At 64.7% G+C, this 20438-nt stretch carries 24 protein-coding genes; 12 read left to right on the top strand and 12 right to left on the bottom strand.

Annotated features, from left to right (window positions below; genetic code table 11):
- Positions 1–39: 39 nt before the first annotated feature.
- Positions 40–300: a type II toxin-antitoxin system antitoxin MazE gene (locus tag ACEPP2_RS03885; RefSeq protein WP_395515844.1), complete on the top strand. Its 261-nt coding sequence runs from the start codon at positions 40–42 to the stop codon at positions 298–300.
- Positions 300–665, top strand: a complete 366-nt coding sequence (locus tag ACEPP2_RS03880) for a type II toxin-antitoxin system toxin MazF (RefSeq protein ID WP_395515843.1) — start codon at positions 300–302, stop codon at positions 663–665. The genes ACEPP2_RS03885 and ACEPP2_RS03880 overlap by 1 nt, the downstream gene beginning before the upstream one ends.
- Positions 666–1010: 345 nt before the next feature.
- Here the strand turns inward: ACEPP2_RS03880 and sbmA are convergent, their stop codons facing one another.
- The 3 genes from sbmA to ACEPP2_RS03865 all read right to left on the bottom strand — a co-directional run bounded on the left by sbmA (position 1011) and on the right by ACEPP2_RS03865 (position 4067).
- Positions 1011–2288: a peptide antibiotic transporter SbmA gene (gene sbmA, locus ACEPP2_RS03875; protein WP_142588120.1), complete on the bottom strand. Its 1278-nt coding sequence runs from the start codon at positions 2286–2288 to the stop codon at positions 1011–1013.
- A gap of 148 nt (positions 2289–2436) precedes the next feature.
- Entirely contained in the window at positions 2437–3621 is a 1185-nt protein-coding gene (locus tag ACEPP2_RS03870; protein WP_395515842.1) for a YbfB/YjiJ family MFS transporter, read from the bottom strand.
- A gap of 98 nt (positions 3622–3719) precedes the next feature.
- On the bottom strand, positions 3720–4067 hold the full coding sequence (locus tag ACEPP2_RS03865; RefSeq protein ID WP_142588121.1) for a winged helix-turn-helix transcriptional regulator: 348 nt from the start codon (positions 4065–4067) through the stop codon (positions 3720–3722).
- Positions 4068–4176: 109 nt separating this feature from the next.
- On the opposite strand from ACEPP2_RS03865, the gene ACEPP2_RS03860 reads away from it, so the two are divergent.
- The 3 genes from ACEPP2_RS03860 to ACEPP2_RS03850 all read left to right on the top strand — a co-directional run bounded on the left by ACEPP2_RS03860 (position 4177) and on the right by ACEPP2_RS03850 (position 6300).
- Positions 4177–4881, top strand: coding sequence for a glutathione S-transferase family protein (locus tag ACEPP2_RS03860; RefSeq protein WP_395515841.1), 705 nt, complete (start codon positions 4177–4179; stop codon positions 4879–4881).
- Between the two features lie 171 nt (positions 4882–5052).
- Complete coding sequence (locus ACEPP2_RS03855) at positions 5053–5877, top strand: manganese catalase family protein (protein WP_142588123.1); 825 nt, start codon at positions 5053–5055, stop codon at positions 5875–5877.
- Positions 5878–5886: 9 nt separating this feature from the next.
- Positions 5887–6300 carry an HIRAN domain-containing protein gene (locus ACEPP2_RS03850; protein ID WP_142588124.1) on the top strand — a complete coding sequence of 138 codons (414 nt, stop codon included), beginning with the start codon at positions 5887–5889 and terminating at the stop codon, positions 6298–6300.
- 411 nt (positions 6301–6711) lie between these two features.
- On the opposite strand, the gene map is transcribed toward ACEPP2_RS03850, so the two are convergent.
- From map to ACEPP2_RS03835, 3 genes are all read right to left on the bottom strand, one after another.
- The gene (gene map, locus ACEPP2_RS03845; protein WP_077546812.1) at positions 6712–7467 is read right to left on the bottom strand and encodes a type I methionyl aminopeptidase; all 756 of its coding nucleotides are present in this window, start codon (positions 7465–7467) and stop codon (positions 6712–6714) included.
- A gap of 4 nt (positions 7468–7471) precedes the next feature.
- A complete protein-coding gene (locus ACEPP2_RS03840) occupies positions 7472–8542 on the bottom strand; it encodes an LLM class flavin-dependent oxidoreductase (protein ID WP_281976712.1) in 1071 nt (356 codons plus the stop codon).
- A gap of 107 nt (positions 8543–8649) precedes the next feature.
- The gene (locus ACEPP2_RS03835) at positions 8650–9705 is read right to left on the bottom strand and encodes a GlxA family transcriptional regulator (protein WP_395515840.1); all 1056 of its coding nucleotides are present in this window, start codon (positions 9703–9705) and stop codon (positions 8650–8652) included.
- A 181-nt stretch (positions 9706–9886) separates the two neighbouring features.
- Here ACEPP2_RS03835 and ACEPP2_RS03830 point away from each other — a divergent pair, with 181 nt between their 5' ends.
- Entirely contained in the window at positions 9887–10963 is a 1077-nt protein-coding gene (locus tag ACEPP2_RS03830) for a class I SAM-dependent methyltransferase (RefSeq protein WP_395515839.1), read from the top strand.
- 61 nt (positions 10964–11024) lie between these two features.
- Here the strand turns inward: ACEPP2_RS03830 and ACEPP2_RS03825 are convergent, their stop codons facing one another.
- Positions 11025–11921, bottom strand: a complete 897-nt coding sequence (locus ACEPP2_RS03825; protein WP_395515838.1) for a LytTR family DNA-binding domain-containing protein — start codon at positions 11919–11921, stop codon at positions 11025–11027.
- Here ACEPP2_RS03825 and ACEPP2_RS03820 point away from each other — a divergent pair.
- Positions 11920–12576: a DUF2306 domain-containing protein gene (locus tag ACEPP2_RS03820; RefSeq protein ID WP_395515837.1), complete on the top strand. Its 657-nt coding sequence runs from the start codon at positions 11920–11922 to the stop codon at positions 12574–12576. The two genes, ACEPP2_RS03825 and ACEPP2_RS03820, sit on opposite strands and share 2 nt — an antisense overlap.
- A gap of 78 nt (positions 12577–12654) precedes the next feature.
- On the opposite strand, the gene ACEPP2_RS03815 is transcribed toward ACEPP2_RS03820, so the two are convergent.
- The 5 genes from ACEPP2_RS03815 to ACEPP2_RS03795 form a co-directional block, all read right to left on the bottom strand.
- On the bottom strand, positions 12655–13083 hold the full coding sequence (locus ACEPP2_RS03815; RefSeq protein WP_395515836.1) for a hypothetical protein: 429 nt from the start codon (positions 13081–13083) through the stop codon (positions 12655–12657).
- A gap of 142 nt (positions 13084–13225) precedes the next feature.
- On the bottom strand, positions 13226–13696 hold the full coding sequence (locus tag ACEPP2_RS03810) for an SRPBCC family protein (protein ID WP_281976932.1): 471 nt from the start codon (positions 13694–13696) through the stop codon (positions 13226–13228).
- Positions 13697–13780: 84 nt separating this feature from the next.
- Positions 13781–15031 (bottom strand): RNA polymerase sigma factor, encoded by a 1251-nt coding sequence (locus tag ACEPP2_RS03805; protein ID WP_395515835.1) that lies wholly within the window; start codon positions 15029–15031, stop codon positions 13781–13783.
- Positions 15028–15402, bottom strand: coding sequence for a YciI family protein (locus ACEPP2_RS03800; protein WP_152339711.1), 375 nt, complete (start codon positions 15400–15402; stop codon positions 15028–15030). The genes ACEPP2_RS03805 and ACEPP2_RS03800 overlap by 4 nt, the downstream gene beginning before the upstream one ends.
- An 86-nt stretch (positions 15403–15488) precedes the next feature.
- Positions 15489–17162: a BCCT family transporter gene (locus ACEPP2_RS03795; RefSeq protein ID WP_183949620.1), complete on the bottom strand. Its 1674-nt coding sequence runs from the start codon at positions 17160–17162 to the stop codon at positions 15489–15491.
- A 277-nt stretch (positions 17163–17439) separates the two neighbouring features.
- Here ACEPP2_RS03795 and ACEPP2_RS03790 point away from each other — a divergent pair, with 277 nt between their 5' ends.
- From ACEPP2_RS03790 to ACEPP2_RS03770, 5 genes are all read left to right on the top strand, one after another.
- The gene (locus tag ACEPP2_RS03790; RefSeq protein WP_077546820.1) at positions 17440–18144 is read left to right on the top strand and encodes a glutathione S-transferase N-terminal domain-containing protein; all 705 of its coding nucleotides are present in this window, start codon (positions 17440–17442) and stop codon (positions 18142–18144) included.
- 12 nt (positions 18145–18156) lie between these two features.
- The gene (locus ACEPP2_RS03785) at positions 18157–18612 is read left to right on the top strand and encodes a GFA family protein (protein WP_152339709.1); all 456 of its coding nucleotides are present in this window, start codon (positions 18157–18159) and stop codon (positions 18610–18612) included.
- Between the two features lie 88 nt (positions 18613–18700).
- Positions 18701–19132, top strand: coding sequence for a VOC family protein (locus ACEPP2_RS03780; RefSeq protein ID WP_395515834.1), 432 nt, complete (start codon positions 18701–18703; stop codon positions 19130–19132).
- 211 nt (positions 19133–19343) lie between these two features.
- Positions 19344–19835 (top strand): invasion associated locus B family protein, encoded by a 492-nt coding sequence (locus ACEPP2_RS03775; RefSeq protein WP_077546823.1) that lies wholly within the window; start codon positions 19344–19346, stop codon positions 19833–19835.
- A 37-nt stretch (positions 19836–19872) separates the two neighbouring features.
- Complete coding sequence (locus ACEPP2_RS03770) at positions 19873–20424, top strand: SH3 domain-containing protein (protein WP_152339708.1); 552 nt, start codon at positions 19873–19875, stop codon at positions 20422–20424.
- Positions 20425–20438 lie beyond the last annotated feature (14 nt).

The following is a 20438-nucleotide window of genomic DNA, read 5'->3' as shown; positions in this document are numbered from 1 at the left end:
CCAAATGTGCTACATATGTAGCATACCCGGAGCGACACAATGACCATCACCACGAAGATCAGGCGACAGGGCGGGGCCGCAGTCGTCACCATCCCGCCGGCGCTCCTGCAGTTGATGCAGACGCAAGTCGGCGATCGGTTGTCCCTGGTCGTGACCGACGGAGCCCTCGTCGCCCGCCCGGTCCAGGCGGCAAGGAAACGGTACACGCTCGGCGAACTGCTGAAAGGATCCGACGAGATGGCCAAACTTGCGGAAACGACACCGCTGGACGGCGATCCCGTCGGTCGTGAGATCGGTTGATGATCCGCAGCAACGTGCCGAAGCGCGGCGACGTTTACTGGATCGATCCCAATCCCGTCGCCGGGCGCGAGATGAAGAACAGGCATCGCTATGTTGTCATCACCCCGCGCGAGATCAATGCGCTGGGCGTCTCGATGATGGTCCCGATAACGACAGGCGGAGCCTTCTCGCGCGACGTCGGTCTCGCTGTTCCGGTGACGGGCCACGACACCACCGGTGTCGCCGTCTGTAACCAGGTGCGAAGCTTCGACATCCAGGCTCGGATACAGCAGCGGACGGCGCAATACATCGAAACACTGGACGAGGCGACGATGGCGGAAATCGTTGCCCGGGTCGTCAGTGCTATCGACCCGGAGCCGGCTTAGACAGGTTCGGTGCGGGGACGTTTTCCGTCCGTCGCGGAGCCTCAGTCCTGCATCTTCAACGACATAGCGACCGCCATCCTCCCTGTTCATCCCCCCGCCCGCCGATGCTGCGACAATGGCGGCGTCATCGGAAGGGGATGCCGGGTCGCGAACCGGCTGCCCACGTGGGTTCAAGGCTCGGCGCCGGTGACGGCTGTGAGGACTGCCGGAAGTGCAGGTACGATTTCCGACAGAATATGCAGCCGGGGCAGGCGGAACGCCTGAAACACCAACCCCTTATGCCACCGCCTGCCCTCTCCCCACCCGACCGCCCGGATCGCTCCGGCGCGGCCAAGCATGCTGCCGTCAGGTCGGGCGGTCGGCTTCCAATTCGCCGCCTCTTGCTTCCCGCTCCAGGTAATGCTGGTCGATCTCCGGCAGAGGCTGGTTGTCGATCGCGGCTTCGAAGGCGCGCAGGCGCTTGTAGATGGATAGCAGCTCGACGATCGTCGGCCAGGAGGAAACCAGGTACTGGAAGGACGACGTCACCTGGCCGAAGGCGCCAGAGATCTGGTTCAGCGCACCGAGCGAGATCTTCCCCGCGATGATCGACGGCGCCAGGATCAGCAGCGAGAAGATATTGTTGATCTGCAGGTAGAAGATCCGTGCGATGTTGAAATAGAGATAGTGGAAGTAGAGCGTGAAGTAGTTGCGGCGCACGTTGTCGAACAGCTCCGCCACCGTCATCGGCTCGGCGCGATCCGCATGGTCCTCGCCATAGACGAGCTCCTTGCGGTAGGCGGCCTCGACACGCTGGTTGCGGAATTCGAGCCCCGGCAGCTTGATGCCCACCAGCGCCAGGAACACTGTGCCGAACAGCGACCAGAGGATGGCGGCCGTCACCAGCGGGTAAGGAATCTCGCCGACCAGCGGCAGTTCGGTGATGTTCTGCGACAGGCGCATCAGCACCGGCGTGAACGCAATCAGCGTCATGATGGAATCGATGAAGCTGACGCCGAGCCCTTCCACGGTCGAGGAGAAGCGCATCGTATCTTCCTGGACACGCTGGGAGGCACCCTCGATATGGCGCAGCTTCGGCCACTGCGACATGTAGTATTCGTTCATCGCCGTGCGCCAGCGGAAGATGTAATGGCTGACGAAGAAGCGCGTCATGACCGCCACCGCCACCGCCACCATGGCGATCCCGAGGAAGATGGCGATCTGCCCGTAGAACTGCTCGGCCGTCACCGGCGCCGACTGCGATACCGCCTGCTGCACGAGATCCCAGAACGGCCCGTACCAGTTGTTGATCGCAACGCTCACCTGCACCTGGAAATAGGTCGTGAAGAGGATGAGCGCAGAGCCGAGCACCGACCACATCTGCCAGCGATGCGGCTGGTACCAGAACCAGAACGCCGCAAAGACCAGCGTGACCAGGGCGAAGTAGATGTAGAACCACAGGAACGCCGGCGACCAGAAGGTAGATATGCCGACCTCCGGCGCGTCGTTGACGGGAACCGGCGGCATGCCGAAGGCGGCGCCGAGGTCTTCGCCCATCGTGTACCAGAACACGATGGCGAGAATGGACCAAATGGCGGTGGACGTGAAGAACAGCTTCGGCTGCGGGAAGAATGACTTGAACACGTGGGGCAGGCTCGCTTGGCTGGATTTCGCCCGTCAGGGCCTCTGCTAGGTGGCCGCAAACTAGGGCAGAACTGTGTGACCAGCAATGCCGTCGCCGCTCCCTTACCCAATTGTAATCAGCGGCACCGTCCAGACGACGGCAATACCCTCAGCGGATTGTAGGACCGGGCGCGAGAAGCGGAGCAACCAGCGCCGCGGAAACCGCCAGCACGGATGCCGCCAGCACCGTCGGCCAGGTGAAGGAGCCGCTCGCCTCGGCCAGCCAACCCGCCACCAGCGGCCCGATGATCTGACCTGTCCCGAAGGCCGCCGTCATCGATGCAAGCGCCCGCCGTGGGCTGTCCGCCGCCAACCGACGTCCTAGTTGCAGGCCGTAAGCCGTCACCGCCATGAAGGTAAGGCCCAGGAATATGCCACCGACAAGCGCGCCGGCCGCCGGTGGCAGCAGCACCGAAGCGAGAACCCCGACCGCCTCGACGCCAATGCAGGCGGCATAGGTGGCGACCAGGCCGAACCGCCGCACGAGCCCGCGCCAGACAACGAGCGACAGGGCGGCCGCAAGACCTGTCCCCAGCCACGCCAGGAACTCGATAGAGGTGCCGGCATCAGCCGCGCGCGCCATGGTCACCAGGAAGGTGGCGGTGATCACGTAGCCGAAGCCGAACAGTCCGTAGGACGCGGTGACCAGCAGAAGCGGCCGGTCCCAGAGAAGTTGCGGCTCGCGCACCGTCGCCTGCCCGCCGGTCGGGCGCGGCAGGAACCGCATGGCAAGCATCACGAGGATACCAGCGGCAACCGCACTGCCGATCCACTCGCTCCGCCAGCCATGGGCGCCGTCTCCGGCAATCAGGTTGAAGACGAAGACCAGCGCCGACGAAAGCGCGATGCCAAGGCCGACGCCGCCGAAATGCAGGATCTGCACCGACTCGCCGCGTGCCGACTGTGCCAGCACGATGGACGACGTGAAGACCATGGCGAGTGCACTCGCCAGTCCGGCGAGAAAGCGGATGACCGTGAAGGCGGCAAGGCCGTCGACCACGGCCATGGCCGCGAGCAGGACGACCGTCGCCACGAGGCCGAGCACTGCCACCGCCCTCTCCCGCCCCGCTGCCCATCCGAACCCGGCAAGAACGGCACCCAGGAGATAGCCGGCGAAGTTTGCACCCGCGATCAGCCCGGCATCGGCGGCGGAGAGCGAGGCCCCTTCCATCATGCCTGGCAGGATCGGCGTATAGACGAAGCGACCGAAACCCATCGCCGCGGCCATGGCGGCACCGCCGGCAAGGCCGATCAGGAAGGGAGAAGCGTGTTCGCCAGGAAAGCGTGCTGCCATGAACGGCTTATCGCACCCTCGCGCCGGTACGACAAACCACAAATCCTCATGCATCTCGCCGTGGGAGATGATCGATCACCCCTACTCGCCAGGTTGACTCACGCGACGGGCCGGGCCTCGGCAACCTCACCACTCAAGGGATGCAGGTCCTCCCACCAGTCGCCGATTGCGTCGACCAGCGGCACAAGCTGCCGCCCGGCAGGCGTCAGATCATATTCCACCCGGAGCGGATAGCCCGCGTAACTGGTCCGCCGCACGATACCGGCATTCTCCAGTTTGCGGAGTTCGAGCGCCAGCATGCGATGCGAGACAGTCGGATTATCCCGGCGAAGGTCGCTGAACCGCTTGGTCTCGTCCTTCAGGTAGTAGATCAGCAGCGTCGGCCAACGGCCACTCAGGACCTGCATGACCTCCTCGATGGGGCAGCGGGAGACGAGGTCCTTCATGATGATCCTCCGCGGTTACAGAAATGTGCGTAATTTACTTAAGTCGCGATTCGGCTAGCTTCCAGTTCGCTGCGCAGCGTGATCATCAGAAATCACGGAGAACGAAAGAATGGAACCGATCCTCCTCTATGGCTCCCCTGCCGGAAGCTCGCTCGGCCTTGTCGCGGCCTTCGAATGGCTTGGCAGGCCCTACCGCCTGTGCCGGGTCGACATGCTGGGCGAGATGCGGCACCCCTCCTACGCTCGCATCAACGCACGCCACGAGACACCCGTACTGGTCACCGATATCGGGCACCCGCTGTCCGAGACAATGGCCATCGCAGCCTGGCTGGAGGCGCGGGATACGCAGCGGCGCATCAGCTTCGATCCGCTCTCGCAAGAGGCGGATCGCATGCACCAGTTGATGGCCTATGTGAACACCGGCTTCACCGGCGCCTTCTCCCCGCTCTGGACTGCGATGGAGTTGGCCGATCCCGATCCGGTCTATCAGGCCGCCTTGCGCCGGGCGGGGCGCGAGGCGGTCATCGAGCGCCACGACAAGCTGGAGGCGATGATCGAGCAGATGCCCTACCTTGTCGGTGACCGGCCGACGCTGGCAGATGCGCTGTTCGTCGGAGTAGCAAGATGGCTGGATATCCACGAGGTGACCGACCGGGAGCGCTGGCCAAGACTCTCGGCACTGCGGCGGAGGCTGGAAGCCGATCCAGCAGTCGCCTACGCCACCGCACTTGAAGAGGGCCGAGATGCGCCACCGAGCAATGCCTGCCTCGGCCACGTCTCTCTGGCGGATGTAATCGAGCGCTTCGGGCCCTGAAACGCATCCGTAGCCCATCTCTCATGAGCAAAGGAGGTGGCCTACATGTCGGGCCACCCGCGATCGCGGTCGCAGCCAGCATCACAAAAATGCGCGCCCGCAAAAAATCGATCAGGAACCTTGCCGGATTCGTCTTGTTCGGCGCCCGTCCCCAACATGAAGGAGAGAGTCATGTTCTATACCGACGGCAAGCTGCAATATCCCGTGCGTGTCGAAAATCCCGATCCGCTGTTCGCGCGTGCGCTGCAGCAGGCGATCGGCGGCGTCGAGGGCGAGATCCGCGTGGCGATGCAGTATTTCTTCCAGGCCTGCGGGGCCCGCGGCAACCCGAAGTTCCGCGACCTGCTCATGAACACCGCAGCTGAGGAACTCGGCCATATCGAGATGCTGGCAACGGCCGTGGCCCTCAATCTTGAAGGCGCTCCGCTGAGCCTTCGCGAAGAGGTCGCCAATGACCCGGTCGGCGGCGCCGTGCTCGGCGGCATCAACCTGAAGAACCTGCTGTCCGCCGGTCTTTCTGCCATGCCGGTCGATTCCGACGGCGTGCCCTTCGACATGTCGCATATCTACGCCAGCGGCAATATCGCCGCCGACATGACGGCCAATGTGACGGCGGAGTCAACGGGTCGCATCCTGGCGGTTCGCCTCTACAACATGACCAATGATCCAGGCATGAAGGACATGCTGTCCTTCCTGATCGCGCGCGATACCATGCACCAGAACCAGTGGATGGCAGCTCTCGAGGAACTCGGCGGCGCGCAGGATGTCTTCCCGATCCCCAACAGCTTCCCGCAGGAGCAGGAGAACCAGGAATTCAGCTACGCCTTCCTGGGCTTCCAGAACGACGGCAGCGAGCCGGTGCAGGGCCGCTGGACCGAAGGCCAGTCGATCGACGGCAACGGCTCCTTCTCCAGCCGTCCGATGCAGCCGCTGGGCGAAAAGCCGAACCTCGGCCGGGCCAAGCCCAACAGCGGCGCCCAGGCAGAACAGCTCTAGGAGGTCGTCATGGAAAGGCGTTCCTTCCTTGCGGGAGCAGGCGGGGCCCTGGCTGCGCTTCCCTTCGCAACGGGTGCCGCCGCGGCGGCATCCGGACCGACGGGCGGGGTCGGATTGCTGCGTTCCTATGTCGCCAACCGGGACCAGTTCCCTCAGGCGCAAGCGCCTGAGCCGAACGAAATCCTGCAGCTGGAGCGGCGCCCGGAGCGGGCCTATGACCCAGCCAGCATCGCGGTTCTGCGTGGCGACGGCAGCCAGCTTGGCTATCTTCCGTCCGCCTCGGCCGGACTTCTGGCGGCACTGCTGGACCAGGGCTTTGGTGCCTACGCAACCACGCTGCCCGAAACGGGCGGTTCGGAGATCGCGCTCCAGGTCTATCTCGACAAGGACCTGAGCCAGGTCCACTGGATGGCGTCCTCCTGATCCGGCTCAAGTACACGAGCACAATAAGGCCGCGGAACTCCGCTTCCGTGGCCTTTTGCTGGTCTGCCGTTCCCGCGTGGACGGTTTTCCACAACCCCCCGAACGCCAAAGGCTCAGAAGCGCGCCACGTCTGCCTCACTTCGGCACGGCATGCACGAGATGGCAGAGGAAGTGGGGCCCGCCTTAGGGGCCCGTTAACCGCGACCGCGGACCGCCACTGCGGCGTCTGAACCTCAGCGGCGGTTGTGACTTAAAGTCAGGAAGTCGAATCGATTCGGATCAGCGACATGATGTCGCCAGCGACGGGACGGCATGAAGCCGCCCCGGACCACCCGCCCCGCAGCAGTGCGGGACACCCCTGGCGAAGTCGGTTCAATGACTGAACCCTTCGCCGGGACCCGCATTCTTCGCTCAATCCGGCAGCGTCAGGATGATCGGCCCGTTCTTCGTGGCGACAATGGTGTGCTCGTACTGTACCGTTGGAGCCCGCGGTTCGCTGTAGAGCGTCCAGGGATCGCCGTTGTCGCCATCCTCGGCCCAGTCGGCACCGAGCGACAGGAAGGGCTCGACCGTGAAGACTAGCCCCTCCTCGATGACCCGCGTCTCCGTCGGGTCAGGCCAGGTCGGTACCTCCTTGGGCTCGTCGTGCAGCGTCAGGCCGATGCCGTGGCTGGAAAGGTTCTGGATCAGCGTATAGCGGTTCTTCTTGGCGAAGGCGCCGATGGCATTGCCGATCCCGGCAAGCGGCCGGCCGGTCTTCACCTGCTGCAGCCCGGTCCAGAGCGCCCGGCGCCCGTCACGGCAGAGCTTTTCGACCTGCCGCGTCACCGGAGGCACTGCGTAGGACGCGCCGGCATCGCCGAAGAAGCCGTCCTTGACGGCAGACACGTCGATATTCACGAGGTCGCCCGCCTGGATCACCCGCGCACCGGGAATACCATGGGCGACTTCCTCGTTGACGCTGATGCAGGTGGCGCCGGGAAACTTGTAGCAGAATTCCGGCGCGGACTGGGCGCCGTTATCTTCCAGCACCTTGCGCCCGATCGCATCGAGCTCGGCGGTGGTGATGCCCGGCTCAAGCGCCTTCGCCATCGTCTCGATCGAGATGGCGCAGAGGCGCCCGACATCCTTGAGCTTGGCGAGCTCGTCTTCCGTTCTAACGATCATTCCATCATCCGGTTTTGGCGGCGGGTTTGCCGCCATCCGCCGAGCCGGTCAATGCCTTTCTGACCAGCGGCGCGACTTTCGTGCCGTAGAGCTCGATCCCGCGCATGATCTGGTCGTGCGGCATCAGCCCGATCGCCATCTGGATCAGAAACCGGTCGTTTCCGAACACCTTGTGGGCCGCGACGATCTTCTCCGCCACCAGTTCCGGATCACCGACGAAGAGGTTGCCGATGGGTCCGCGCGCAGCATCGTAATGCGCACGATTGGTCGGCCCCCAGCCGCGCTCGCGGCCGATGCGGTCCATCACCGCCGCCTGCGGTCCGTAGAACTGGTCGGCCGCAAGCTCGGTCGTGTCGGCGATGAAGCCGTGCACGTTGATGCTGGTCTTCAGCGTCGCGGGGTCGTTACCGGCCCGCCGCGCCGCCTCGCGATAGAGGTGGAAGAGCGGCGCAAAGCGCGGATACTCGCCACCGATGATGGCGAGCGCCACGGGCAGGCCGAGCGCGCCCGCTCGCGCCACCGATTGCGGCGTACCGCCAACGGCAATCCACAACGGCAGCTTCTCCTGCAGCGGCCGCGGGTAAACGCCACGGCCATTGATCGGCGGCCGCAACTGCCCTTCGGTCCAGGTGACCACTTCCTGGTCGCGGATCGCCATCAACAGGTCGAGCTTTTCGGCGAACAGCTGGTCGTAATCGCCGAGATCGTAGCCGAACAGCGGGAAGGATTCGATGAAGGAGCCGCGCCCCGCCATGATCTCCGCCCGGCCGTTGGAGAGAAGGTCGAGGGTGGAAAACTGCTGGAATATCCGCACCGGCTCGTCGGAGGAAAGAACCGAAACCGCACTCGTCAGCCGGATATTCTTCGTCTTCACCGCCGCTGCCGCCAGCACCGTCGCCGGCGAGGAAACCACGTAGTCAGGCCGGTGATGCTCGCCGAGCCCGAAGACATCGAGCCCCACCTGGTCGGCCAGTTCGATCTCCTCGAGCAGGTTCTTCAGCCGCTGCGCTCCCGCCGCACCCTTGTCGGCGGCGTTGGGGTCGACGTCGGCAAAGGTATAGAGTCCGAGTTCCATGGCGCATCATCCAATCCGAAGGTTTTCCCGGAGATAGAGAGCTGTGGCGCGATCGGCAAATGCTATTCCGTTGAACGATCCGTTCGATGGACTGAATGGCTCGCGGCTCAGCGTGGCCCCGCTCCCCGCTTGGCAAAATCCGGCACCTGGAACCGGCGCCGGTAGACGCCGGGCGAAAGCCCCGTCACCCGCTTGAACAGCCGGCGGAAGAAGGCCGGCTCCTCGTAGCCGACCTGCCAGCTGATCTCGTCGACCGACGCCTCGGTCCGTTCCAGCCGGCGCTTGGCCTCCTCGATCCGCAGGCGCTGGACATAGGCGATCGGGCTCATGCCGGTCGCCTGGCTGAAGCGTCGCTTGAAGGTCCGCTCCGTCAGCCCCGCCTTCCTCACCATCTCCTCCAGCGGATTGGCGACGGAGAAATGGCCCGCCAGCCAGTCCTGCGCCGTCTGGATCGCCTGGTCGCCGTGGTCGCGCCTGCCCTCGAACACCATGTAGGGAGAAAGCCCGTCCTGATGCCATTGCAGCGCGAAGTAGCGCGCCACCGTCTGCGCCGCCGTCGCCCCCGCATGGCGGGCGATCAGGTAGAGCACGAGATCGTGCCACGTCATCGACGCGCCAGAGGTGATGAGCTCGTCTCTCTGGCCGGCGACCACCAGCACCTGTTCCGGATGGATCGGCACCTGCGGATAGGCGCGGCGGAAGGTGTCGGCATAGCCGAAATGGACGGTCGCGTCGGCGCCATCGAAGATTCCGGTTTCGGCAAGCAGGAAAATCCCCGAACAGGCAGAGCAGATCAGCGCGCCTTTAGCGTGCATCCTGCGGCACCAGTCGACCAGCTCGGGATAGCGACCCTTGGCCCAGCCATCTGCCGAGAGCACCACCGACGGTACGATAAGGATATCGGTGCGCTCGATGTCTGAGATTGGCCGTTGCACCATCATCGGCACGTGACTCGCAAGCGTCAGCGGACCGGCCCGCTCGCCGACGATCTCGACGTGGAACGGTGGCGTCTTCGGGATGCCCACGCCGGCAGGCACGATGGAGAAGGCGTTCATGACGTCGAAGATGCCGCTCAGCGTCGAGACCGCCGCCTCAGGCAACGCCAGGAGGCTGACATGAAGCGGCTGCGGCCCGCCGTTCTTTTCTCCGACTGACTTGTCCATCATCCGTCCCCGACGACCATCTTATGCCCGAAGCGCATCGGGCACCATGGCGTAGATGAAGCGCTTCATCATCCGATGGCGCAAATGGCCCGGTTCTGGCCGGCACCGCTCTGCCGGACGACCTCTCGGCCTGCGATGGTCCCCTCACCTCGAACGGAGGTCTTTAACCAGGAGAAACATAATGGATACCTTGCAAACCAGGGCAATCGACAGCGCCAAGCTCGACACGTTGGTCGGCCGCGTCGTCAGCGACCTTTCCGCCGGCTATGGCGGTGTCATGGTCAGCCTCGGCCACCGGCTCGGCCTCTACAAGGCGATGGCCGACCGCGGGCCGCTCACCTCGCGCGAGATTGCCAGCCGCGCCGGCTGCGCCGAACGCTATGTCCGCGAGTGGCTGAACTCGCAGGTCGCGGGCGGCTATGTGACCTACCACGCCGTCAGCGGCACTTATGAACTGACGCCGGAACAGGCCTTCGTGCTGGCGAACGAGGACAGCCCGGTGTTCATCCCGAATGCCTGGGCGACTCCGGCCTCGATGTGGGCCGACGAGGAAAAGGCGGTGGAGGCCTTCCGCACCGGCGCCGGCATTCCCTGGGGTGACCATGACGGCCGGCTCTTCTGCGGGGTCGCGTCCTTCTACCGCAACGCCTACCGCGCCAGCCTCGTGCCGGAATGGCTGCCGGCGCTCGACGGGGTGGTGGCGAAGCTGAAGGCAGGGGCACGGGTCGCCGATGTCGGCTGTGGCCACGGCCATTCGACCGTGCTGATGGCGGAAGCCTTCCCCAAGTCCAGGTTCCACGGCTTCGATACGCACGACAAGTCAGTGCTTGAGGCCCACAAGGTTGCGAAGGAGGCTGGCGTCTCCGACCGCGCAACCTTCTCCACGGCACGGGCAGAGAACTACCCGGGAACCGGCTATGACCTCATCTGCTTCTTCGATTGCCTGCACGACATGGGCAATCCGGTGGCAGCCGCCACGCATGCGGCCAAGGCCCTGGCCAAGGATGGGACGGTGATGCTGGTCGAGCCCTTCGCCAACGACCGGGTCGAGGACAATATCTCGCCTGTCGGGCGGCTCTACTATGCGGCCTCGACGACCATCTGCTGCGCCCATGCGATCTCGGATGGAGGCCACACCGTCCTTGGCGCCCAGGCCGGCGAGGCAAGGTTGAAGGACATCTTCCGCAAGGCGGGTTTCACCCGCTTCCGCCGGGCGATGCAGACGCCGTTCAACCTGATCCTCGAAGCCCGCCTCTGACCACGGCGGCGGACCGGATGATGGCCGCGGGAAGGACCTCCCCCGCGGCCGTCGCCTGGCCTCAGAGCCAGCCCGCAGCGCGCAGCAAGGGCGCGCCGCTGCGGCTGATCGGAACCAGTGACCCGTCCTCCAGCTCCAGCTCTCCGCTTCCCCGCCGCCAGCGGGCCGAACGGATGGCATCGGCCGCCACCCACCAGGACCGGTGGACGCGATAGCCATGCGCGCTACAGAGCTCCTCCACCGCATCGGAGAAACGCAGGGTGAGGAGCTCGATGCCAGCATCGGTATGGACCCGCACGTAATGATCGTCGGCTTCCAGCGCGATCAGCCGCGCCGTCCGCCGCCGGGCGGAAAGCCGGCCGCGCAGCCTCGCCTCCGCCTCCGGCAACGGCGGCGCAATCACGGTGCGCGTTTGGACCACCGGCTCCGGCTTTCGCTGCACGAGCGTCCGCAATCCCATGACGACGAGGCAGACGATGAGGACCTGCCAGAGCAGCTGCCGCGTGAAGGGCGACATGACGTCATGGTCATGGCCGAGCAGCAGGTTCATCGCCTGCAGCACGATCAGCGTCACCACCGGCGTCATTACCACCGAGACGACCGCCATGCGCAGCCAGGGCTCCTTCAGCCTTCGCTGCACGACCATGTCGAACAGGATCCCGACCACACCGCCGGCCGTAATCGTTCCCAGCCAGAAGAGCGCTCGCGGAAGGACTGGATCCTCCACCGTGCCATAGGGCCCAAGGACCGCGAGAACCGCGCCGATCAGGATGAAGAGGCCAAGCTCCGAGACGTGCCGCATTGCCGTTTCTTGCCCCAGGGAAGGACGGAAGTCGAGATGCGAGCCTACCCGATCCCGCACCGCTCGCGAAGCCATGGCACCATTGGCGAAATCCGGCTGGCGCCGGCTTCGGTAGGGAGCGAGTTTTCTGGCAGCAACATGTGGAGATCGACCCATGAATGCAGTCATGCAACGCGTACCGGCGCTTGGGAATGTCACTTGGCTTATCGCTACCTTCGCCAGCGTAGCGGTCGCAGCCGCCTCCTACCGCTACGTCATCGGCGTCGGCCCCATGCCGCCGAAGATTGTCGCCAACGCCTTTGCCATGCCCTGGCTCCCCCTCCACGCGGCTGCCGCCGCCACGGCCCTGTTGATCGGGTCTTTCCAGTTCGTCGGGCGGCTGCTGCGAACGCGGCCCGCGGTACACCGGTGGACCGGCCGCGTCTACGCCGTCGCCTGCCTGATCGGCGCCGTCACCGGGCTGGTCCTCGCGCTTGGCACCACGATGGGTCCGGTCGCCACCGCCGGCTTCGGCAGCCTGTCGGTGATCTGGGCGCTCACGATCGGCTATGGCTGGCAGCGGGCTCGCGAGCGCCGCTTCCCCGACCACCGCCGCTGGATGATCCGCTCCTGGGCCCTCACCTTTGCGGCCGTCAACCTGCGCGTCTATCTCGCAATTGCCGGGGCGCTCACCATCCCCTTCGATGTCAGCTACCCGATCATCTCCTTCCTGGCCTGGGTGCCGAACCTGATCCTCGCCGAGCTCTACCTCGCCCGCAGCGACCGCGCAAGGCGAGAGACGCGACAGGTCCAGCTGGATCAAATGGGCTGAATAGACAAGCGTCGTCAATCGCTTGCGCATGACAGCGGAATCGAAGCGAGAAGCAGTTCATGTGCTTCCGGAACTGGCTTACTCCCGTCCCGGAGGCGAGTTCAGGCAGGGGTCGAGCACGATGAAGTCCGGCTCCAGCCGCCGAAAGGAGCCGGTAACGGTGACGCGATCGCCGACGTCGAACCCGTTCAGCTTGTAGGTGACGCACATGACCTTCGGCGCCTGGTTTCCGCAGACGCCCATATAGGCGAGGCCGTCACCGGTCTCGGCCACTTCCAGCGGGCCGGTCACCTCGATAACAATGAGATCGCCCTCGGGTGGATGGAAATCCTTCAAATCCTCCACCAGCTTCTCGCAGGTCGTGTAGAGCGATGGCGCAGGCTGGGCGGAGGCCGCAGCGGCAAACACAAGAAACGATGCGATAGCGAGAGGCAGAGCTTTCATGGTCGGGCCGAAGTTGTCGAAACGAGTGCCGCCCATGTCTGCATGAGTTTCGCTTCGGCTCAACAGACCGTTTCTTGCGTCTCTCATGAACCAGATTAGGCCTTGGCGCGGTGGGCATGGCCTAGCGGACACTTGGAGACCAACCGCTTCAACCGGAAGATGGGAAGGGATCACCCCTTCCCTCTCGTCTTCGACTGGCGCCCGTTCACATCCGCGCCAGCAACGCGGCCAGCTGGTCGGCTGCCTTGCCCCAGCCTTCGTGGAAGCCCATCTCTTCGTGGGCCTTCTTGTCCTCCTCCGTCCAGTGCAGTGCCCTGGCGGTATAGCGGGTGCGCCCGCCCGGCAGTTCCTCCAGGAGCACGGTCGCCACCATGAAGGGCTTGTCCGTCGGGACCCAGCCTTCGGTAAAGGCGTCGGTCACCACGAGCTTCTCGTTTTCAATCAGTTCGAGGTAGACGCCTTGGTTTGGGATGACCTCGCCGTTCGGCCCTTCCATGACGATGTTGCAGCGACCGCCGGCGCGAAGATCGAGATCGGCCTCGGTCACTTTCCAGGGCTCCGGGCAGAACCACACCTTCATCAGCTCCGGCGTGGTCCAGGCCTTGTAGACATTCTCGCGCGGCGCATCGAATTCGCGCACCAGAACGAGTTCGTGGCCCGGTGTCTTGTTCGTCATGTCCATCTTAAATCCCTCCGATGATCTGGTGATGTTCCAAGGACGGATGACCGTGGCGTTTGCCGACATGGCGAGGTTAAGATTTCAGGAGGGGATGGCTTCTTCCTTCAGCTTGTCCAGTTCCAGCCGCACATGGGCGGCCTCCGCTGGCGAGCGGGCAAGGGAGATCGCCCGGCCGAATGCCTCCCTCGCCTCCCTAGTCTCGCCCGTCTGGGCAAGCAGCGCGCCGCGCACGCCATGGAAATAGAAGTAGCCGTCCAGCGCATCCGCCAGGGGTTCCAGCATGGCGAGCGCCTCGACAGGCCCGCGCAGCTTCGAAAAGGCGACGACCCGGTTCAGCGAGACGACCGGCGACGGGTTGAGCTTTTCCAGGAGCTGGTAGAGGAGTTCGATCTCCTTCCAGTCCGTCTCCCCTGCCGTCACGGCACGTGCATGCAGCGCGGCGATCGCCGCCTGCACCTGGTAGGGCCCTGGCTTGCGGTGGCGGATCGCCTTGTCGAGCAGCGCCAGCGCCTCGTCGATCTGCCGTCGGTCCCAGAGCGAGCGGTCCTGATCCTCGAGCAGGATGATCTGCCCCTCTCCGTCATAGCGTGCCTCGCGGCGGGAATGCTGCAGCAGCATCAGCGCGGCAAGCCCCATGATCTCGGGCTCAGCCGGGAATATCCGCTGAAGCAGGCGGGCGAGCCGGATGGCCTCGCCGCACAGGGCAGCGACGTCGGGATTGCTCATGCCCGCGGCATAGCCCTCGTTGAAGACGAGGTAGATCATCGCCATGACCGGCGGCAGCCGCTCGGCCCGCTCGGCGGCGCTTGGCGCCTCGAACGGCAGTCCCGCCTTGGCCACACGTGCCTTGGCCCGGGTGATCCTCTGCTCCATCGCGCTTTCCGACACGATGAAGGCGCGCGCGATCTGGCCGACACTGATGCCGGACACGATCCGGAGCGCCAGCGCGATCTGCTGCGTCGCCGGCAGGTCCGGATGGCAGCAGATGAACATCAGCCGCAGGATGTCGTCGCGGTAATGCGAGCTATCGAGCCGCTCGGCCATGTCGGCCTCGGCATCGGAGAGGTCGGAGAGCACCTTCTCGTCCGGCAGCGCGGTGTTGCGCGCCGTCTTGCGGATCTGGTCGACGCCGCTGTTCCGCCCGACGAAGATCAGCCATGCGGTCGGATCGCGCGGCGGCCCCTTGTCAGGCCAGGTTCGGATCGCCCTCAGGCACGCCTCCTGGAACGCCTCTTCCGCCGTGTCGAGGTCACGGAAATAGCGCAAGAGAGCGCCCATGGCCTGCGGCCGGGCCGCCGTGAGCGCAAGATCGATCCAGGCGAGGTCCTTCATGTGGGGGAACTCCCGGGATGGAAGACGTAGAATGGCCGGATCTCATAGGAGGTGGAGCCAGGGTTGACGGCAGAGAGCTCCTTGGAAAAGGCGATCGCCTCATCGAGGTTCTCGACGTCGACGGTATAGAAGCCGAGCAGCACTTCCTTCGTCTCGGCAAAGGGGCCATCGACGACCAGCGGCTCGTCCCTGCCCTTGCGCACTGTGGTGGCCGCCGTCGTCGGCATCAGCCGTCCGGTGGGCCCGAGCTTGCCAGCCCTTGCGAGCGGCTCCTGCACGGCCTGGAGGCGCCCCATCACGGCCGCCTCTTCCTCCTTCGACCAGGCAAACACCTTTTCCTCGTCGGCATAGCAGAGGATTGCGTAAAGCATCGTCAACTCCTTCTCCATTGGAAGACGAAGGAGTAGCGCCACCGCCGACCGGCCGCAGCAAAAAAATCTGCGGCCGGCAGCCTGCCTCAGGCGGCTTTGGGCGTCCCGGAGAGCGGCCGCGGTTCCGCCATCAGGCCCTTGAACAGGCACCAGGTCGCCGCGAGCAGCACGATGGCAAACGGAAAGCCGGTGGAGACCGCCATGGCCTGCAGCGCCGCAAGCCCGCCACCCAGCATCAGGGCGATCGCAACCAGTCCCTCGAACGTCGCCCAGAAGACACGTTGCGGAACCGGCGCATTCACCTTGCCGCCGGCCGCGATCGTGTCGATCACCAGCGACCCGGAATCGGACGAGGTAACGAAGAAGACGATCACCAGTATGATGCCGATCAGCGAGGTCAGCTGCGTCAGCGGCAGGTGCGCCAGCATCTCGAAGAGCTGGATCTCGAGCGCCGCGTCCTGCACCGAGGTGAGCCCCTGCGAAGCGACCTGGCTGATCGCCGTTCCACCGAGCGCCGTCATCCAGATCGTCGAGACGAGTGACGGGATGAGCAGCACCGCGATCAGGAACTCGCGCACCGTGCGGCCGCGGCTGACGCGGGCGATGAACATGCCGACGAAGGGCGACCAGCTGATCCACCAGGCCCAGTAGAAGGCCGTCCAGCCCTGCCGGAAATTGTCGTCGTCGCGGCCGAATGGGTTCGACAGCGCCGGCAGGTATTCCACATAGGCGAGCAGGTTCAGGAAGAAGTTCCGCAGGATCTGCAGCGTCGGGCCGACGAGGATGACGAACATCAGGAGCAGGAAGGCCAGCGCCATGTTGATTTCGGACAGGCGCTTCACGCCCTTGTCCATGCCGGCGATGACCGAAGCAGTGGCGACGCCGGTGATGATGATCACCAGGAACGCGGTCATGCCGACGCCGGAGGGTAGCCCGAAGAGGAAATTAAGCCCTGCCCCCGCCTGTTCGGCACCGATGCCAAGCGATGTGGACAGGCCGAAGATGGTGGCGAAGACGGCCAGGATATCGATCACATGGCCCGGCCAGCCCCAGACGCGCTCGCCGAAGATCGGGTAGAAGACGGAGCGGAGCGTCAGGGGCAGACCCTTGTTGTAGGCAAACAGCGCCAGCGACAGCGCGACGACCGCATAGATCGCCCAGGGATGCAGCGACCAGTGGAAGATCGTGGCGGCCATGGCGAGACGGCGTGCGCCCTCCTCGTCACCTGGAACGCCACCGAGCGGCGCCCAGTCCGTCCGCACGCCATCCTCCACCACCGGCCCTTCGAAGGCGGCGGTGTAATTGCCGAGGGGCTCGGACACGCCGTAGAACATCAACCCGATCCCCATGCCGGCGGCAAAGAGCATCGAGAACCAAGACATGCGGCTATAGTCCGGCGTTGCATCGGGTCCGCCGAGCCTGACACGCCCGACCGGCAGGAAGATCAGGGCAACGCAGGCAATCACGAAGATATTGCCGGCCAGAAGGAAGAACCAGGCGAGGTTCGAGGTCAGCGTGTCGCGAATGGCGGTGAAGACCGGCCCGAGCGTCGTCTGGAACATCAGCGTCAGGAAGGTGAAGGCGACGATCGTCAGCGCCGAGACGCTGAACACGATGTTGTGGATGTCGAGCTCGAAGACGAAGCGTCGCCGGTAGTTGATGTTGTCCTGGCCGATCTCGTATTCGGTATCGATGATCTGCGTTCTCCCCTCCGGCGCGGGAATGGCTTCGTCTGCGCTCGAAGCGCTCAGGTCCGTCATCATCTGCTCCATTTTCTTCGGCCGGTGCCACGACCTTCGGGTCGTCCGGATAGGGTCGGCGAAAGCCGGGGCACCTCGCACACGCGCGATCGCTGCAGCCTCGCCTTGCCCACGCGGAGCGGGAGGCGGCCGGCATCAGGAGGGCGTAGATGGCGCAGCCGCCTCGCAAGGACAACCCCTTCCGCCACATTTCGGCCGCAAAACGTCAGGCGCTCGACTGGCATCCATTACCCGGCGCTCTATAGTTCTGCACGACTGCAACGCCTGCGAGGATCCTATGGCCGACCTCTCCATGTTCCCGATCACCAGCCGCTGGCCGGCGAAGAACCCGGACATCCTCCAGCTCTATTCGGCACCGACACCGAACGGCGTGAAGGTGTCGATCATGCTGGAGGAGACGGCCCTGCCCTACGAAGCGCACTACATCGACATCGGTCAGGACGAGACCTGGGGTCCGGAATACCTGTCGCTGAACCCGAACGGCAAGATCCCGGCGATCCTCGATCCTGGCGGCCCCAACGGGCAGCCTCTGGCGCTGTTCGAGAGCGGCGCGATCCTGGTCTACCTGGCGGAAAAGACCGGCAAGCTCCTTCCTGCCGATCCAGCCGCACGCTACGAGGCGATCCAGTGGGTGATGTGGCAGATGGGCGGCATGGGACCGATGTTCGGCCAGCTCGGCTTCTTCCACAAGTTCGCCGGCAAGGACTACGAGGACAAGCGCCCGCGCGACCGCTACGCCAAGGAGAGCGCCCGTCTGATCCGGGTACTGGAGACCCGGCTCGGCGGCCGCGACTGGATCATGGGCGACGAGTACACGATCGCCGACATCGCCATGCTGGGCTGGGTTCGCAACCTGATCGGCTTCTATGGCGCTGGCGAACTCGTACAGTACGACGAGTTGAAGCACGTGCCCCGATGGCTGGAGCGAGGTCTCGCGAGACCCGCGGTGGACCGTGGGCTGACCATTCCGGCCAGATCGTAGGGAGGAGACCTCATGCCCATGCCAGTCCTGCCGATGGAGGGTTCCTGCCGCTGCGGTCAGGTACGCATCCGCATCAGCGCGCCGCCGCTTCTGACCATGGCCTGCCACTGCCGTGGCTGCCAGAAGATGAGCGCCAGCGCCTTTTCCTGCAGCGCCGCCATTCCTTCTGAGGGTTTCGAGGTACTCGAGGGCGAACCGGTGATCGGCGGCGTTCATGGCGATGACCTACATCACTATCACTGCCCGCACTGCAAGAGCTGGATGTTCACGAAGGCGACCTTCCTCGATGCCTTCGTCAACATCCGCCCGACTATGCTCGACGACGCCTCATGGTTTTCCCCCTTTGTCGAAACCTACACCAGCGCCAAGCTTCCCTGGGCCACGACCGGCGCCACCCACAGCTTCCCGGAGTTCCCGCCCATGGAAGCCTATGAGGCGCTGACCAAGGAGTTCCTGGCGCGCGCCTGAAAATTTCGCTCCGACGTGTCGGCGCGGCCGCCCCTGAGCCGTCCTTGAAGCACCCGCCCACGCGGGCGAGCAACAGGAGGGTAATGAGATGGACACGACTGTCGAAGCCAATACGCCACAGCAGGAAGCCGAACCGGTAAAGGGCGGTATTGTCGCCTACCTGCAGGTGGACGGAGCAATGAAGGCGGCCGATTTTTACAAGCGCGCTCTAGGTGCCACATTCGCGGGCGCCCATCCGCCGGACGATCAGGGCCGGACCATGCACGTGCATCTCTACATCAACGGTGGTTCGCTGATGCTGTGCGACCCCTACCCCGACTACGGCTATCCGCTCGAAAAACCGCAGGCCTTCACGGTCATGCTGCCGGTCGAGGGCATCGACACCTGGTGGAAGCGTGCCGTGGACGCCGGTATGGAGGTGGTGACGGAGCTCCAGGTGATGTTCTGGGGCGACCGCTACGGCCAGCTGCGCGACCCTTTCGGGGTCCTCTGGGCGATGAACGAGCCCGTGACGTCATAAGTTCGCGCATGTCCGGAAGAGAGGATGGGCGGCGCGTGCCGCCCGCCCTCGTTCACGCTCCTCCTCACCCCTTTGTGAGCGGGAGATGCACTATTCCGGGTCGGCTTTTAACTTCCCGGTAACCCTCACCATCTGTATTAGAGCCTTATCAGAGACGGCTCCGCAGCGACATGCGGGCCATCATCCACGCACGCAAACAGATGGAGGCAAGATGTTCACCCGGACGTGCTGCTTTGCTCTTTCGCTCATGCTCGGATCGGCCGCGGTCGCCAGCGCACAGCCCACCAGGATCAAGCAATTCGATGCCTGGGGCGTCTATTCCTATACCCAGAACGGCCAGAAGAATTGCTACGCGCTGTCGGTTCCCGTGACCAAGCAGCCGGGCAACGTAAATCATGGGGACAACTTCGTGCTGGTTGCGCCGCAGGGCTCGAGCTACGCGCCGCAGGCGATCATGGGCTACACCCTCAATCCGGCGGCCGAGGTCAGGGTACGCGTCGACGACAAGAGCTTTACCATGGCGCCGAAGGACAACGCTGCCTGGGTGAAGAACCAGGCGAATGAGCCGGAAATGGTCAACGCCATGCGGGCCGGTCGCGAACTCGTCATCGAGGCGACCTCGCAGCGTGGCACCAATACCAGCTATGCCTATTCCCTGAAGGGCGTGACCGCGGCGCTGAACGAAGTGCGCAAGTGCAACTGATCGCGGCGAAGCTCGCCTGCACGACATTCGCACCCGCATGATCAGCAGAAGATTCACACGCCATTGCGCGGCCGGTCTCGTTGCAGTCGCCGCCCTGGTGGCCGGCCTGCCGCCGGCAATCGCTGCGGATGCCGGCTCCGGCTTCCGCAGCGGCCGGGAAACCGGCTACGCCGTTCCCCGGTTCGTCTCGCTGAAGGCTGCCAAGGCGCGCATGCGCATCGGTCCGTCCACCGACTATGCGACCAGCTGGCTCTATACGCAGCGAGGTCTGCCGCTGGAAATCACGGAGGAATACGGCAACTGGCGCCGCGTACGCGACTTCGAGGGCGTCAGCGGCTGGATGTCGGGCGCGCTTCTGTCCGGAGACCGGACCGCCATCGTCGGGCCATGGCTCGACGAACCGATCCCGCTCAGGCGATCCGCTTCGTCCGGCGCATCGGTCCGGGCACAGCTCTCCCCCCGGGTGTTGATGCAGGTGAAGACCTGCGACGGCCGCTGGTGCGAGGTCAGCCTGCCCCGCAACAGCGTCGAAGGCTATGTCGACCAGTCGTCGCTCTGGGGCGTTTATCCCGGCGAGCGCATCGAATAGGTGCCGACTGGCGC

It is taken from the genome of Pseudorhizobium flavum, from assembly GCF_044142885.1.
Taxonomy (GTDB): Bacteria; Pseudomonadota; Alphaproteobacteria; order Rhizobiales; family Rhizobiaceae; genus Neorhizobium; species Neorhizobium flavum.
This window is presented reverse-complemented; position numbering and strand designations above follow the sequence as displayed.